Below are 15,640 nucleotides of genomic sequence, written 5' to 3'. Positions count from 1 at the left end.
CCGGATGCACGTCACGCGCCGTGCCCGGCGTCGAGATCACCCACGGACTTGAAGGTCATGAGGCGGTCCAGGTCGCCACGGAGCTCACCGCGTTCGGGTTCGAGGAGGAAACCGCCGTGGTCGCCGGTCGTGAAGGTCTCGAGGATCCGGCCGACGAACCACGCGCGCGGGCCGTCCAGCACGGGTAATGCGTGGGGTCCCTCGTGCCACGAGCAGCGGTCGAACTTGTCGATGTCGTCGCCGGTGTGCTCGCCGAACAGCGCTGCCAGTTCGCGGTCTGCCGGGGTCAGGACGTGCACGGCGAGGTGCTTCGCCTTCGACGCCACCCGGTAGGTCCGGTTCTTGTTCGACAGCGCCACCAGGAAGCGGGCCGGATCGATCGCGGACTGGGTCGCGAAACCGATCAGGCAACCGCTGCGTTCCTCGCCGTCGAATGCGGTGACGATGAACATCGGGTAGTCGAGCTGCGAGGCGATGCCCGCGAAACCGTCGGCGGATCCTTCGAGTGGGGTGCCGGCCATGAGCGGAATCGTACGGCCGTCACACCGATGCGGCGGTGGTTCGGCCGCGGTGCGGCTGTGAGTTTGGTCGGTGTGCGAGGTGGGGTACCCGCCGCAGTATGGACGCCGAGCACAGAGGTGATGGATCGTCGGGTGCCACCCTCGCCCCCGATGACCCGCGCAAACCCGACTCACCGACCGATCTGTCCACGCCGTCGTGGAAATATGTGCTGCGCAGGACGATTCGGGAGTTCAGTCGGGACCAGTGCACCGATCTCGCAGCCGCACTGACGTACTACGCCGTCCTGTCGCTGTTCCCTGCGCTGCTCGTCGTGGTCTCGTTGCTCGGCGTGTTCGGCCAGGGACAGACGACGGTCGACACCGTGCTCGGCATGGTCGAGGACCTCGGCCCGTCCTCCGCCGTCGACACCCTGCGAGGACCGATCGAACAGCTCGTGTCCGCACCGACAGCCGGATTCGCCCTGATCGTCGGTATTCTCGGCGCGCTGTGGTCGGCCTCGGGATATGTCGGCGCCTTCGGCCGCGCCATGAACCGGATCTACGAGATCGAAGAGGGCCGGCCCGTCTGGAAGCTGCGTCCGCTGATGCTGCTGATCACCGCTGTGGCCCTGGTGGCCGCCGGGACGACCGCCCTGATGCTCGTGATCAGCGGCCCGGTCGCACGCACGATCGGCGACGTCATCGGCCTCGGCGACACCGCCGTGACGGTGTGGAACATCGTCAAGTGGCCCGTGATGCTTGCGCTGGTGGTCATGATCGTCGCGGTGCTGTACTACGCGACGCCCAACGTGTCCCAGCCGAAGTTCCGCTGGGTCAGCCTCGGATCGCTCATCGCGATCGTCGTGTGGATCGTGGCTTCGGTGGCATTCGCCTTCTACGTCTCGAATTTCGGCAGCTACAACAAGACCTACGGCTCACTCGCCGGTGCGGTGATCTTCCTGTTGTGGTTGTGGATCACCAATCTGGCCTTGTTGTTCGGTGCCGAGTTCGACGCCGAGATGGAACGTGGCCGCCAGCTGCAGGCCGGTATGCCTGCCGAGAAGACATTGCAACTGCCCGAACGTGATTCGCGCGCGAGCGAGAAGAACGCCGCCAAGCTGGAGGAACTCGTCGAGCACGGGCGGAAGCTGCGCGAAGCCCACAACGCCGACGGCTCCTCCGGAGAGGCGGCCGACCCCGTGGGCCCTACCGGGCCCACGACGGAAAGGAATCCGCGATGACGACACCCGGCAATGCGCGCCCCGTAGCCGAACAACCGAAGAACCTGTCCACTGTCGAACTCACCGAGCGGCTCACCGAACAGGTCTCGACCCTGGTGCGGACCGAGGTCTCGCACGCGCTCGAGGAAGTCAAGTCCAAAGGCACCCGCATCGGTGTGGGCGTGGGGATCTCGGGTGCGGGAGCGATCCTGTTGTTCCTCGGTCTGGCGACCCTGATCGCGACGGCCGTGCTCGGCCTCGCCACCGCCGTCGAACCGTGGCTCGCGGCCCTCATCGTCGCGCTCGTGGTGCTCGCGGTCGGTGGCATCCTCGCCGCGGTCGGTGCCTCGAAGGCGAAGAACGCCGCACCGCCCGTGCCGGAACGCACGGTCGCCAGTGTCCGCGCCGACATCGACGCCGCGAAGGGAGCAACGAAGTGACCGCATCCGACAACGGTGGTCGTCCGGACGAGGTGGCCGACATCGAACGTCAACGGGCCGAACTCGCCGCGACCGTCGGCGAACTCACCGACAGACTCGACGTGCCCACCCGGGTCAAGCAGTCCGCGGCCGAACGGGCCCAGGAAGTCCGCAACCGGCCCGATCTGATCGCGGTGGCCGGCGGGGTCATCGCGGCCGTGCTCGTGCTGATGGTCGTGAGGCGCCGACGACGGAAGTGACGTAGGCGTACTCCAGCGGACGGATACTCGTGTTCTGCACCGAGTATCCGTCCGCTGCTGTGTGCAGGCTCAGCAGGGCGTGCCGTCAGCCGCCGAGCTGTTCCTTCAGCGCGTCGAGCACGGCCGGGTCCTCGATCGTCGACGGCACGGTGTACTCCTCGTGGTCGGCAATCTGCCGCATGGTCTTGCGGAGGATCTTGCCGGAGCGCGTCTTCGGCAGGGCCTGGACCACGGTCACGTCGCGGAAGGTCGCGACCGCACCGATCTGGTCGCGGACCATCGTGACGAGTTCCTGACGCAGGGTCTCGGGCTCGATCTCCACACCGGCCTTGAGCACCACGTAACCCGAGGGGCGCTGGCCCTTCAATTCGTCGCGGATGCCCACCACGGCGCATTCGGCGACAGCGGGATGCGAGGCCACCACGGCCTCCATGCTGCCGGTCGAGAGCCGGTGCCCGGCAACGTTGATCACGTCGTCGGACCGGCCGAGGACGAAGACGTAGCCGTCCTCGTCGACATAGCCCGAGTCGCCGGTGAGGTAGTAACCGGGGAAGGTGTCGAGGTACGACCGGCGGTACCGGTCGTCGTCCTGCCACAGGCCGGCCAGTGTGCCCGGCGGCAACGGCAGGCGGATGACGATGTTGCCCTCGGTGTTCGGATCGACGGGCTTGCCCTCTCCGTCGACGATCTCGACCCGGTAGCCCGGCACGGGGACGGTGGGGGAGCCGGCCTTGAGCGGCATCGCCTCGAGCCCGCGCAGATTCGCCGCGATCGCCCAGCCCGTCTCGGTCTGCCACCAGTGGTCGACCACCGGGCGGTCGAGCACCTTCGTCGCCCAGTGGTAGGTGTCGGGGTCGAGGCGCTCACCGGCGGCGAAGAGCGTCTGCAGCGAGTCGATGGGGTACTTCTTCAGTTCCTCGGCGTTCGGATCCGCCTTGCGCACAGCGCGAATCGCCGTGGGAGCGGTGAACAGCGCCTTGACGCCGTTCTCGGCGATGATCCGCCAGAACGCACCCGCATCGGGGGTGCCGACGGGCTTGCCCTCGTACATCACCGTCGTTGCTCCGACCAGCAGCGGGCCGTAGACGATGTAGGAGTGGCCGACCACCCAGCCCACATCGGACGCGGTCCACCACACGTCGCCCGGATCGATGTCGTAGATGTTGCGCATCGACCACGTCAGGGCCACGGCGTGCCCACCGTTGTCGCGGACCACGCCCTTGGGCTTCCCGGTGGTGCCGGAGGTGTAGAGGATGTAGAGCGGGTCGGTCGCCGCGACCGTCACGGGCTCCGCAGGGGACGCGTCGGCGCACAGTTCGTCCCAGTCGAACCACGCCGCCGAGGACGTCTGGTAGTCGGCCGCCGATCCGGGGATCTGCTCGCGGTTCTTCACGATCACGGTATGCGGCGGGGTCGGCGACAGGCCGATCGCCTGCTCGACGATCGGCAGGTACTCGACGGTGCGGCCGGGTTCGAGACCACCGGAGGCGGTGACGAGCACGACCGGCGTGGCATCGTCGATGCGGGTCGCGAGTTCCTTCGCGGCGAACCCGCCGAACACCACCGAGTGCACCGCCCCGATGCGGGCGCAGGCGAGCATCGCGATGGCGGCCTCGGGGATCATCGGCATGTAGACGATGACGCGGTCGCCGGCGGCGACACCCTGGTCGCGCAGCACACCGGCGAACTTCGCGACCTCGTCGAGCAGTTCGGCGTAGGTGTAGGTGCGCTTGGCCGGAACCATCGCCGAATCCCAGATCAGGGCCGGGCGGTCGCCGTTGCCGGCGTCCACGTGCCGGTCGAGTGCGTTGACGCTGGTGTTCAGGGTGCCGTCCGGGAACCACTTGTACGACGGTGCCGCCGAGTCGTCGAGAGCTCGCGTCGGCGCGCTCTCCCACTCGACCGCGCGGGCGGCCTCGAGCCAGAATCCCTCCGGATCCTCGGTGCTCCGACGGAACGCCTCCTCGTACGAGCCCATCGTTCGTGTCCTTCCTCGACGGCGGTTGTGGCCCGAACCACTCTATGTGACCTGCAAGGGGGTGGCTGCAGGTCTGCGTCGGACGGACACGACCAGGCGACGAACGGACGAAGTGCCTACCCTGAGCCGCATGACCTCGATCGCGGAAGACCTGCTGCTCCTGCTTCTGGACGACGAATCGGGAAAGCCTCTCGTCGACGGAGTGAAACTGCCCCGCGTTCTCGCGGGTGCGGTGCTCCTCGAACTCGCCCTCGACGACGTGGTGGCGGTCGACACCGAGGGGGAGCAGGTGAAGAAGGGGCGGATCGCGATACGCACCGAGGCACGACCCGCCGATCCGATCCTTGCCGAGGCAGTCGAGCGTCTCGGCTCGGGCAGGCCGCTGAAGCCGACGTCGGCCATCGAGAAACTGCAGAAGGACCTGCAGGAGAAGCTTCTCGCGCGGGTCGTCGAGCAGGGCTGGGTCTCGGAGGAGCGCGGGAGGATCCTCGGCGTGTTCCCGACGAAGAAGTGGCCCGCGATCGATTCCACCCACGAGCAGCGCGTCCGCGACCTGATCCGCGCGGCGTTGATCGACGGCCTGACCCCGGAGCCGCGCACCGCGGCGCTGATCGCGCTGCTGTCGGCGGCGGATGCGGCGCCGAAGGTGTTCCCGGACGCCGACAAGCGGGCAGTGAAGAAACGAGCGAAGGAGATCGCGCAGGGCGAGTGGGCGGCCGAGGCGGTGCGCGACGCCGTCACATCCGTCAACGCGGCCATGATGGCCGCCGTCGCGGCCGGCGGGGCTGTGGCGGGTTCGAGCTGATCCGGATCGCGCCGGGTCAGGAGTGCACGCCGAGCTTGCGGTACCGCTCGATCCGTCGCCGGTAGCGGTCCTCCGCGGGCTCGTCGGTGAGGATCGCGAGTTCGCGGGCGACCGCAGCACCGACCCGCTTGACGAACGAGACGGGTTCCTCGGTGGCATCGGGGTGCTCGGGGACGATCGCGTCGACGACACCGTTGCGCAGCAGGTCGCGGGAGCGGATCCCCTGATCCTGCGCCATGGCCGGTGCGTGGGTGGTGTCGCGGTGCACGATCGCACTCGCGCCTTCGGGCGGGAGCGGGGCGAGCCAGCCGTGCTGCGCGCACAACACGCGGTCGGCGGGCAGCAGGGCGAGCGCGCCGCCTCCGGTTCCCTGACCGAGCAGCACCGACACCGTCGGGGTGGGCAGAGTGACGAGATCGGCGAGGCAGCGGGCGATCTCGGGTGCGAGCCCGCGTTCCTCTGCCTCCTTCGACAGCGACGCGCCGAGGGTGTCGATGACGAGCACGAGCGGCAGGCGCAGTTCGTCGGCGAGACGCATCGCGCGGCGGGCCTCGCGCAGTGCTCCCGGCCCCATCGTGCGTTCGGGTGACTGTCCCGCACGGTCCTGGCCGAACATCACACACGACACGCCGCGGAACCGGGCGAGGGAGAGCAGGACGGTGCGATCGGATTCGCCCTCACCGGTCCCGGACAGGGGGACCTGCGCGGAGGCGGCGTGACGCAGCAACTGCCGGATACCGGGCCGTTCGGGCCGTCGGCTGAGCATTACCGAATGCCAGGCCGGGATGTCGGGCACGTCGTCGACGGTGGTGATCGCCGGACTCGACGTCACCTCGGGCCGGTTGCCCTCGACGAGTACGCGCAGCAGCCGGTGCACGACCTGACGCACACCGCCGAGGGGCACGACCCCGTCGATCACGCCCTTGCGGTACAGGTTCTCCGCGGTCTGGACGTCCTCGGGGAAGTTCTCCTGGTAGAGCGCCTTGTAGACGCGCGGACCGAGGAACCCGACGAGCGCGCCCGGTTCGGCGGCAGTGACGTGCCCGAGCGACCCCCACGACGCGAACACCCCGCCCGTCGTCGGATTGCGCAGGTACACGAGATAACCGAGATGTGCGGCCTTGTGCGCAGCGACGGCGGCGGCGATCTTCACCATCTGCACGAAGGCGAGGGTGCCCTCCTGCATGCGGGTGCCACCCGAGGTGGGCGACGCGAGCAGGGGCAGTCCCTCGGCGGTCGCGCGTTCGACGGCGGTGACGATGCGTTCGGCGGCGGCGACACCGATCGAGCCTGCGAGGAAGGAGAATTCGCACACGATCAGAGCGACCCGGCGGCCGTGGACGGTGCCCGAACCGGTGAGCACGGATTCGTCGACCCCGGACTTCTCGGCGGCCCTGTCCAGATCGGCGAGGTACTTCTCGCCGGCCCCGACATCGATCGGCGGAACGTCCCAGGAGACGAAGCTTCCCGGGTCGAGCACCTTGTCGATGAACTCCTGCGCCGAGATCCTGCTACCGGCCACGTCGCCTCCACCTGTCCTCGTCCGTCGCGGTCAACCTATACCGGCGCGAACGAGGGGGAGGACATGTGCGTGTTCTTGCGACACACCGCATCTATCCTCCCCCTCGTTGTGGGATCGGCTATCGGCCGAGCGCTTCCTTCCACGTGACCGTCCGGCCGATGCGCAGGATCGACCGCTGGTAGATGCGCGCGGCGATCACACTGAGCATCGCGATCGCGGCGACCATCAGCACGATGGTGCCGACGATCTGCACCGGCGTGGCCACGCCCGCCGCGATGCGCAGCGGCATGAGGATCGCGGAGAACGGCGGGATCCAGCTCAGCGTGGTGCTCCATCCGGCCTCGGGGTCGTCGACCGACGAGAACGCCGCGAAGAACATCGCGAGAATCAGCATCACCAGCGGACCCGAGGTGGAATTGACGTCCTCCTGCCGCGACACCATCGACCCCGCCGCCGCGTAGAGGACGGCGAAGAACGCGAAGCCGAGGACGAACCAGCCGAGGGTGCCGGCGAGCACGCCGAGGGCGGTGCCGGTGATCGTGAGGGTGTCGGTGGCGAGCGCCGTGCCGACACCGACCGCGCCGTAGGCGGTGAGTTGCAGGAGCCCGACCGCGCCGATGCCGAGGATCTTGCCCCACAGCAGTTGCAGCGGACGCAGCGTGGACAGCAGCAGTTCGACGACACGCGAGGACTTCTCCTCGACGACACCCATCGCGACGTACATGCCGAACATCAGGATCTGCATGTACAGCAGGATCACCGCGATGATCGAGAGGATGATGCGTTGTCCCTGTTCGGGGTCCGGCGGGTCGAGGGCGTCGACGGTCACGGTCGCCGCCGAGACGTCGGCCGCGACCGCGGCGGGATCGACGCCGCGGTCGGTCAGCGCGGCGACCTGGGCCTGCTGCACGACAGCGGCCTCGACGACCGCGCGGACGTCGGTGTCGAGTTCCGATTCGGTGATCGCTGTGACGGATGCGCCGTCGCCGGGGACGAGCGCGACGTCGAGATCGCCGGAGGACACCTGCTCGCGGGCGGTGGCGGCGTCGGGAACGTCGGAGACCTCGAGCGGAGTGCCGACGGTCTCGCCGAGCGACTCGATCGTCGTCTGCAGCGCGGGCGCCCCCACGACTCCGACGGTGGGGCGGTCGTCGTCGCCGCCGGACAGGATCGAGGTGGCGACGATACCGACGACGATCGCGACGAGGATGATCGCGTTGCTGATCAGGAAGCTCTTCTTCTGAACCTGCGTGACGAACTCGCGCGACGCGACGAGACCGACCGCGCGGGCGTTGCTCAACGGGGCGCTCATGCGGAAACCACCTCTCGGAACAGCTCGGTCAGGGATGGGCGTCGGAGCGAGAACTCGTGGACCGGGCCGGTGGCCAGGGCCGCCTTGAGGATCAGCTGGTCGTCGGCGCCGGGGGTGACGGTGAGTACGGTGCGCTCGTCCTCGTACTCGGCGTGCGTGACGCCCGGCAGACCGTGCGCCCAGCCTCGGGGTGCCTGCGGCGCGTGGACGACGAGGAGCGCGTCGCCCTTGGACCGCAGGTCGTCGACGGTGCCCACGGCGCGCATCCGACCTGCGCCGATGATGCCCACGCGGTCGCACAGGCGCTGGACGAGGTCGAGCTGGTGGCTCGAGAACACCACCGGCACGCCATCTTTCGCCTTCTCGAGCAGGACGTCGCTCATGACGTCGACGGCTACCGGGTCGAGGCCGGAGAACGGCTCGTCGAGGACGAGGACCTTCGGGTCGTGCACGAGAGCCGCGGCGAGCTGCACGCGCTGCTGGTTGCCGAGCGACAGGGCGTCGACGGTGTCGCCGAGACGTTCGGCGATGCCGAGCCGTTCGGTCCACCGTTGCACCGCCTCCGACGCCTCCGACTTCGAAAGGCCGTGCAGCCGAGCGAGATAGGACAGTTGCTTGCCGACCTTCATCTTCGGATACAGGCCGCGTTCCTCGGGCATGTACCCGATGTTGCGGCGCATCTCGAGGTCGACCGGCTTCCCGTCGATGCGGACCTCGCCGGAGTCGGCGGCCAGGACGCCGAGGGTGATCCGCATAGTGGTGGTCTTGCCGGCGCCGTTGCTGCCGACGAAACCGAACAATTCGCCGGGGCGGACTTCGAAACTCACGCCGTCGAGAGCGACCGTGTCGCCGTAGCGCTTCGAGAGATTGTCGATCGTCAGTGTCACAGCAGGTCCTCCGGATCGTCGTCGGGGCGGGTCCAGGCGAGCAGAACGGCGGGCAGGCAACCGCTGAACAGTATCGAGGCGAGAGCGAATCCGCCTGCGGAATAGGCGAGTGCCCGATGGTCGATCGAGTCGATCGCCGGGCTCCACAGCAACGCGAAAATCGGGATCATCAGCAGGCCCTGCGCCACGGACAGACCGATCGAGCGGGCGCTGTTGCGCTCGGCGATCTCGCGTTCATCGAGGGCGTGGCGGGGCGCGTCGGACTGCCTTCCCGAGACGATCTGCAGGCAGGTCCACGCGGGAAGGAACGCGAGAACGATCGGCAGCCACACCAGGGAGGCCACGATCGTGAAGTACGACGCGACGGCGGTCACGAACATGGCGCCGATGAGTGCGACGACTGTGCCGGCGAGGATGCGCCGGCGATGTTGCGTGCGCCAGTTCGGCAGCCACCCGGAGGTGAGCTTCTCGTTCTCGAGGAACCGGCGGGTGCGGTAGTGCTCGTAACGGTCGAGCAGCGAGGCGGTGGACACGTCAGGCCTCCTTTCGAGGCTTGTACAGCTCGGTCGACAACGGCGTGAACTCGGTACGGGAGAAGACGGCTTCAACCGGTAGTCCGAAGACATCGCAGATGCGGAAGGCGAGATCGAGGCTCGGATAGTGGTCGCCGCGTTCGAGTGCTCCGACGGTCTGCGGGTTCACATCGATGAGCGCGGCCAGTTGTGCGCGGCTCATGCCACGCTCCGCGCGCAGGACGCGGATGCGGTTGTAGATGGGGAGAGCTTCCCCACGACGTACCGGACTCATGTAACAAAGTGTTGTGAAAACCCAACGCTTTGTCAATGGGTGAGGATGGATCGATATGTCGTAGTGTTGTCAGTCGTCGTCGGCGAAACCGCGGAGACGGTCGAGTTCGCGGCGTTCCTTCTTCGTCGGGCGGCCCGCCCCGCGGTCGCGGCGGGGGAGCGCCGCGAGGATCTCCTTCGGTGGAGGCGGGGGACTGTGATCGATGTAGGCGGTCGCGGCGATCGGTGCACCCACGCGCTTGTTCACGAGCTGGGTGACCTCGACGATCTTCTCCGTTCCGTGCGCGCGTACGCGGACCTCGGCTCCGATCGTCACCGGCGTCGACGGCTTGGCCGTCACACCGTCGACGCGGACGTGCCCGGCGCGGCACGCGCTCGCCGCGGCGGACCGGGTCTTGAACAGCCGGACCGACCACGTCCAGCTGTCCACGCGCACGCTTCCACCCATCTACATCAACTCCTCGCTCAGCTTCCCGTCGTCGAGCATCCACCGACGTGTCGTCCGTGTGGTCTCCAGCATGCGGCGATCGTGCGTGATCAGCAGCAGGGTTCCCTCGAAACTGTCGACGGCCTGCTCGAGTTGCTCGATCGCCGGCAGATCCAGGTGGTTGGTGGGTTCGTCGAGCACCAGCAGATTGACGCCGCGTGCCTGCAGCAGTGCGAGTCCCGCGCGGGTGCGTTCGCCCGGCGACAGCGACGACGCCGTCCGCAGGACGTGGTGCCCTTTGAGGGCGAACTTCGCCAGCAGGGTCCGCACGTCGGCGTCCGGCCAGTCGGGCACGTTGCGCCCGAACGCCTCGACCAGCGGTTCGTCCCCCTCGAACAGGCTGCGGGCCTGATCGATCTCGCCGACGAGAACACCCGACCCCAGCGACGCGCGACCGGTATCCGGTTCGATCGTGCCGAGCAGCAACCGGAGCAGCGTAGACTTCCCGGCGCCGTTCGGGCCGGTGACGACGATGCGGTCGCCCCACTCGACCTGCGTGGTGATCGGCCCGAGGACGAAGTCGCCCCGCTGGACGACGGCCTCGCCGAGGGTCGCGACCACCGTGCCGCTGCGCGGGGCGGCGGCGATGCACATGCGCAGTTCCCATTCCTTGCGCGGCTCCTCGACGACGTCGAGCCGCTCGATGCGCCGCTGCGTCTGACGCGCCTTCGCCGCCTGCTTCTCGGTGGCCTCCGCGCGGTGCTTGCGTCCGATCTTGTCGTTGTCCTTGGACTTGCGGCGCGCGTTGCGGACGCCGTGTTCGAGCCAGTTGCGTTGCATCCGGGCGCGTTCCTCGAGCTGCGACTTGGTGTCGGCGAACTCCTCGTACTGTTCGCGCGCGTGTCGGCGCGCCACCTCGCGCTCGACGAGATACGCCTCGTACCCGCCCTCGTAGACCGAGATCTGCTGCTGCACGGGATCGAGTTCGACGATGCCCGTCACCGTGCGCGCGAGGAATTCGCGGTCGTGGCTGACGACCACCAATGCCGTGCGTGTCTCGTCCACGAAGCGTTCGAGTCGTTCGAGGCCGGCCAGATCCAGGTCGTTCGTCGGTTCGTCGAGCAGGAGCACGTCGTAGCGCGACAGCAGCAGTGCCGCCAGCCCGGCGCGGGCGGCCTGGCCACCGGAGAGCGCCGTCATCGGAGCGTCGAGGCCCGCTTCCAGGCCGAGGTCGTCGATCACCTTCTCGGCGCGCTCGGCGAGGTCGGCCCCGCCGAGCGCCAGCCACCGTTCGAGCGCCGGGGTGTACTCGTCCTCGTCGGAGTCGCCGAGTCGCTCGGCAGCGGCGTTCATGACGTGTTCTGCCGCCGCGACACCCGTGCGACGTGCGAGGAAACCGAGGATCGTCTCGCCCGGCACCCGTTCGGGTTCCTGGGCGAGATAGCCGATGGTGGCGTCGGGCGGGCTGAGGACCACCGAGCCGGTGACATCGGCGTCACCGATCTCCGCGAGGGTCGTGAGCAGCGTCGATTTCCCGGCGCCGTTGGCCCCCACGAGGCCGATCACATCGCCGGGTGCGACGGTGAGATCGAGTCCGTCGAACAGGACACGTTCCCCGCGGGAGGCCGACAGGCCGTTGATACGAAGTGTTGCGCTCACGCTCCGAGTATCCCGGGCGAGGTGGAGCCGGGTTCCGGCGCGGGTCCTCCGTGCCACGGAACCACTCGTCAGCTCCGGCACTCCGCGGGGACGATCTCCTCGTCCTGCCCGTCCACCGGGACGAGATCGAGCGGATTGTCGATCTCGTCGCGCGCCGTCCGGGCCGCGACGATCACGATCACCGCGGCGACGGCCGGCACCAACCCGGCGATCGCGAAGGTCGGCGCGAGCCCGACCGTGAGGGCCAGCGGCCCGGCCACGGCCATGGACAGCGGCATGAACACGATCGAGACGAAGAAGTCGAGACTCGAGACCCGACCGAGCAGGTGCGCGGGCACCCGCCGTTGCAGCAGCGTTCCCCACACGACGGATCCGGCGTTGAACAGCGCGCCGACGACGAACACCGCGGCGATCATGATTGGTACCGACCCGGAGACCCCGATGACGGCGAGGGGGACGCAGCCCAGCCCCCACATCAGAAGCGGGACGGTGAGATAGCGCCTCGGCAGCCGCAGCGACGCCACGAGCATCGACCCGACTGCCCCACCGACACCGAAACCGGCCATCACCATCGCGTGCTGCAACGGCCCGCCCCCGGTCGCCTCGCGGATCGCGAACGGGATCAGCACCTCGATCGGTCCCAGCACGCAGAAGACCGCGACGGACCCGAACAGGAGCGTTCCGAGCAACCATCGCGTGCGCACGGTGAACCGCACACCCTCCGCGAGATCGTCGAGCACGGAACGGAATCCGCTCGACCCTCCGGTCCGCGTGTCGTCGCAGCGGACCACGGTCGGGTGCATCGCGAGGATGCACAATGCCCCGACCACCTCGAGGAGCGCGACGGTGCACATGGCGACGGCGGGGGACGAGGCCGCCACGACGGCGCTCGCCGCCGCCGGACCGGCCGCCTGCACGAGCGTCGGCCGGAGCACACCCTCGACACCGTTGGCGGCGAGCAGGTCCTGCGGCGGGACGATGGACGGCAACAGCGCCGAATAGGCCGGGAACTGGACGCCGTTGGCGAACCCGAGTGCGAAGCCCACGACGGTGAGATGCCAGAAGGCGATCGATCCGTTCACGGCGAGCGCAGCCGTCACCGCGACCAGCACCGCCCGGACGATGTACGTCGCGAGGAGCAGGGTGCGCTGCGGGATCCGATCGGCGAGCACACCCCCGAGAAGTGCGACGAGGAGCATGCCCACGGCAGGCCCCACTGCGACCGAGGACAGTTCGGCCGGACCGCCACCCATCTCGACGACCTGCCACACCACCGCGATGAGCCAGGTGCCCACGGACAGCAGTCCCGCGGCGAGCGCCAGGATCAGCAGGCGGTACTGCGGATGAGCGAACGGCCGCACGGGTCCGCGCGCCAGGCGCGGACGCCGGTGCGTCGGTGATGCGGTGTGGTTGCTCATCGCGTTCCCCCGGTCGTCGGACGGTCCGATGAGATCTTGCGACCTCGAGGCGACTCGAGGTCAAGTGTCTTCGCCCCCCGGGTGACCGATCAACCGATTTTTCCGTGAGCGTCGCCGTCAGCGTGCGGGTCCGACTTCGAGAACGATGTCTGCGGAACGCCTTTCGTCGTTCTCGGTGGTCCACTCGATCGACACGACGTCGCCGGGACGGTGACGGAGCAGACGTTCCTCGAGTTCTCCGGTCGACGAGACGCGCTCCCCGTCGAACGACACCACGACGTCGCCGGCGTCGAGACCGGCGTGATAGGCGGGACTGTCGTAGGACACCCACAGCACCTCGGCCCCGAGATCCTGCCCGTCCTTGCGGGCGGTGGTGACGCTCGCGCCCAGCCGGGGCGTCGGGCCCACGTGCACCGACCCTTCGCTCACTCCCGTCCGCACCTGCTCGACGACGGTGATCGCCTCGGTGATGGGCACGGCGTACGCCTCGGGGGTCGTATCGGGCGAGGTGTCGATGTTCCGCTGCACCGCACCCGCGGTGTTGATCCCCACGACCGTTCCGTACTCGTCGACGAGCGGCCCGCCGGAATCACCCGGCCGGATCGGGGCATCGGTGCGGATCATCCCGGTGAGGCGGTGACGTGAACCGTCCGTGGCGTCGCGCACCACCACATTGCGGTCGAACTCGACGATGGTGCCGGGGGTCGCCACGACGACCCCACCGCCCTGGGAATTGCCGAAGGCCGTGACCCGGCTGCCCACCGGCGGCAGGTCCTCGGCGATCGCGGCGGCCGGAAGATCGCTCGCGGTGCCGAGCCGCAGGACGGCGAGATCGCGCTCGCGGTCGTAGCCGAGGACCTCCGCGTCGTAGATCAGACCGTCCGCGCCGCTCACCGCGCTGATATCGGTGGCTCCGCTCACCACATGATGGTTCGTGACGACCGTGCCGTCGGGGGTGATCACGATCCCGGTGCCCGTCATGCCCGTCCATCCCGCGCTCGCGTCGATCGTCACGACGACCGGCAGGGTGCGCGCGGTGAGTTCGTCGGCGGTCAGCGGTGTCGGGGAAGGAGCGACCGGCGCCGGCGGTGGGGGAGGGAGTGCGACGTCGACCAGGGCCGGTGCCGATGCGACGAGACTGGCGGTGGTCGCGAGCGCGACCAGCAGCACCGATCCGCCCCGCCCGCTCACTGCTGCGGCACCTCGCCGGTGAGATGGTCGACCAGTTCCCGGGCCGCGGCGCGACCGGCGCGGTTCGCTCCGATCGTGGACGCCGACGGGCCGTAGCCGACGAGATGGATGCGCGGATCCTTCGCGACGCGGGTCGCGAGCCGGCCGTCCATCGTGATGCCGCCACCGGCGTTGCGCAACGACAGCGGTGCGAGATGGTCGAGGGAACTCCGGAATCCGGTGCACCACAGGATGACATCGACGTCGAGTGTCCGGCCGTCGCTCCAGCGGACGCCGGTCTCGGTGATCTCGGAGAACATCGGGGACCGCTCCAGCGCGCCGCGTTCGCGCGCGGCCCGAAGCGCCGGGGTGAGCGGGAGCGCGGTGACGGAGACGACCGATCCGGGTGGCAGTCCGCGTCGTACCCGATCCTCCACGAGAGCGACGGCGGCGTGACCGCGCTCGGCCGTGAAAGGTTCCTCGCTCCAAGCAGGTTCGCGTCGCGTCACCCAGGTGGTCTCGGTGACGCGGGAGATCTCGTCGAGGAGCTGGACCGCGGAGATGCCGCCACCGACGACGAGCACGTGCTGCCCGGTGAACTCCTCGGCCGTTCGGTAGTCCTTGGTGTGCAGCTGCCGTCCGGTGAACCGCGCGGCGCCGGGATACCAGGGGACGAAGGGGCGCTCCCAGGTGCCGGTCGCGTTGATGATGCCGCGTGCCGCGTAGACGGCCGATTCGGTCTCGACCCGCAGTCGCTCGCCGCGGTCGCACACGACCCGCACGGTGGTGGGGCGGTGGACGGGAAGGTCGAACTCCTTCTCGTAGGCGGCGTAGTACTGCGGTACCGCAGAGGCTGCCGGAACCTCGCCCGCGGAGGTGTCGACGACGTCCGCGAACGCGAGGCCGGGCAGGTCGTGGACGCCGTTGACGGTGCTCAGTGTCAGTGATGGCCAGCGGTCCTGCCATGCCCCGCCGGGGCCGAATGAGCGGTCGAGGACGACGAATCCTGTTTCGGGTGCGACTCCGAAGCGGGTGAGGAAGTAGGCGGTCGACAGGCCGGCCTGCCCGGCGCCGATCACGACGATGTCGACCGGCGTCGCATCGGCGGTCTGTACCTCGGCCGCATCGAGTGCCTCGTCGGCGAGCATCGCGAGCCTCCCTCTCGGATCGTTGTCCTTCATCATGCCGCGATCGCGGCCGGTGCGCGGAAGGAACGCTGTCCGCAGCCGTAGAAATGTGATATCACTTTAATATCGC

16 protein-coding genes are annotated in these 15,640 nt (G+C 68.8%); 4 read left to right on the top strand and 12 right to left on the bottom strand.

Annotation, left to right across the window (positions count from 1 at the left end; all coding sequences use genetic code 11):
- Positions 1–11: 11 nt before the first annotated feature.
- Positions 12–521, bottom strand: a complete 510-nt coding sequence (locus A5767_RS16720) for a flavin reductase family protein (RefSeq protein WP_006551641.1) — start codon at positions 519–521, stop codon at positions 12–14.
- A 98-nt stretch (positions 522–619) separates the two neighbouring features.
- Between A5767_RS16720 and A5767_RS16715 the strand changes: the two genes are divergently transcribed.
- From A5767_RS16715 to A5767_RS16705, 3 genes are read left to right on the top strand one after another with little or no spacing between them, the layout of a single operon-like run.
- The gene (locus A5767_RS16715) at positions 620–1,741 is read left to right on the top strand and encodes a YihY/virulence factor BrkB family protein (protein WP_006551640.1); all 1,122 of its coding nucleotides are present in this window, start codon (positions 620–622) and stop codon (positions 1,739–1,741) included.
- A complete protein-coding gene (locus tag A5767_RS16710) occupies positions 1,738–2,160 on the top strand; it encodes a phage holin family protein (protein WP_006551639.1) in 423 nt (140 codons plus the stop codon). The genes A5767_RS16715 and A5767_RS16710 overlap by 4 nt, the downstream gene beginning before the upstream one ends.
- Complete coding sequence (locus A5767_RS16705; protein WP_064256960.1) at positions 2,157–2,399, top strand: DUF3618 domain-containing protein; 243 nt, start codon at positions 2,157–2,159, stop codon at positions 2,397–2,399. Before A5767_RS16710 ends, A5767_RS16705 begins: the two co-directional genes overlap by 4 nt.
- A gap of 85 nt (positions 2,400–2,484) precedes the next feature.
- Here the strand turns inward: A5767_RS16705 and A5767_RS16700 are convergent, their stop codons facing one another.
- On the bottom strand, positions 2,485–4,377 hold the full coding sequence (locus A5767_RS16700) for a propionyl-CoA synthetase (protein WP_016694977.1): 1,893 nt from the start codon (positions 4,375–4,377) through the stop codon (positions 2,485–2,487).
- Positions 4,378–4,507: 130 nt separating this feature from the next.
- On the opposite strand from A5767_RS16700, the gene A5767_RS16695 reads away from it, so the two are divergent.
- A complete protein-coding gene (locus A5767_RS16695) occupies positions 4,508–5,182 on the top strand; it encodes a GOLPH3/VPS74 family protein (protein ID WP_064852742.1) in 675 nt (224 codons plus the stop codon).
- 16 nt (positions 5,183–5,198) lie between these two features.
- Here A5767_RS16695 and A5767_RS16690 read toward each other — a convergent pair whose 3' ends face one another.
- The 10 genes from A5767_RS16690 to A5767_RS16645 form a co-directional block, all read right to left on the bottom strand.
- The gene (locus A5767_RS16690; RefSeq protein ID WP_033096773.1) at positions 5,199–6,704 is read right to left on the bottom strand and encodes a carboxyl transferase domain-containing protein; all 1,506 of its coding nucleotides are present in this window, start codon (positions 6,702–6,704) and stop codon (positions 5,199–5,201) included.
- A gap of 118 nt (positions 6,705–6,822) precedes the next feature.
- Complete coding sequence (locus A5767_RS16685; RefSeq protein WP_039587530.1) at positions 6,823–8,016, bottom strand: ABC transporter permease; 1,194 nt, start codon at positions 8,014–8,016, stop codon at positions 6,823–6,825.
- The gene (locus tag A5767_RS16680; protein ID WP_006551633.1) at positions 8,013–8,903 is read right to left on the bottom strand and encodes an ABC transporter ATP-binding protein; all 891 of its coding nucleotides are present in this window, start codon (positions 8,901–8,903) and stop codon (positions 8,013–8,015) included. Before A5767_RS16680 ends, A5767_RS16685 begins: the two co-directional genes overlap by 4 nt.
- Entirely contained in the window at positions 8,900–9,436 is a 537-nt protein-coding gene (locus tag A5767_RS16675; RefSeq protein WP_064852741.1) for a hypothetical protein, read from the bottom strand. The genes A5767_RS16680 and A5767_RS16675 overlap by 4 nt, the downstream gene beginning before the upstream one ends.
- 1 nt (position 9,437) lies before the next feature.
- The gene (locus A5767_RS16670) at positions 9,438–9,710 is read right to left on the bottom strand and encodes a helix-turn-helix transcriptional regulator (RefSeq protein ID WP_033096769.1); all 273 of its coding nucleotides are present in this window, start codon (positions 9,708–9,710) and stop codon (positions 9,438–9,440) included.
- Positions 9,711–9,779: 69 nt separating this feature from the next.
- On the bottom strand, positions 9,780–10,157 hold the full coding sequence (locus A5767_RS16665) for an RNA-binding S4 domain-containing protein (protein WP_006551630.1): 378 nt from the start codon (positions 10,155–10,157) through the stop codon (positions 9,780–9,782).
- On the bottom strand, positions 10,158–11,795 hold the full coding sequence (locus A5767_RS16660; RefSeq protein WP_064852740.1) for an ABC-F family ATP-binding cassette domain-containing protein: 1,638 nt from the start codon (positions 11,793–11,795) through the stop codon (positions 10,158–10,160).
- Between the two features lie 68 nt (positions 11,796–11,863).
- Positions 11,864–13,213: an MFS transporter gene (locus A5767_RS16655; protein ID WP_064852739.1), complete on the bottom strand. Its 1,350-nt coding sequence runs from the start codon at positions 13,211–13,213 to the stop codon at positions 11,864–11,866.
- A gap of 117 nt (positions 13,214–13,330) precedes the next feature.
- Positions 13,331–14,404, bottom strand: a complete 1,074-nt coding sequence (locus A5767_RS16650) for a S1C family serine protease (protein ID WP_033096767.1) — start codon at positions 14,402–14,404, stop codon at positions 13,331–13,333.
- The gene (locus A5767_RS16645) at positions 14,401–15,531 is read right to left on the bottom strand and encodes an NAD(P)-binding domain-containing protein (protein ID WP_064852738.1); all 1,131 of its coding nucleotides are present in this window, start codon (positions 15,529–15,531) and stop codon (positions 14,401–14,403) included. Before A5767_RS16645 ends, A5767_RS16650 begins: the two co-directional genes overlap by 4 nt.
- Positions 15,532–15,640 lie beyond the last annotated feature (109 nt).

Origin of the sequence: Rhodococcus sp. 852002-51564_SCH6189132-a, from assembly GCF_001665495.1 — a bacterium.
Taxonomy (GTDB): Bacteria; Actinomycetota; Actinomycetes; order Mycobacteriales; family Mycobacteriaceae; genus Rhodococcus; species Rhodococcus pyridinivorans.
Note: the sequence above shows the minus strand (reverse complement) of the source record. Positions and strands in the feature narration are given on the sequence as shown.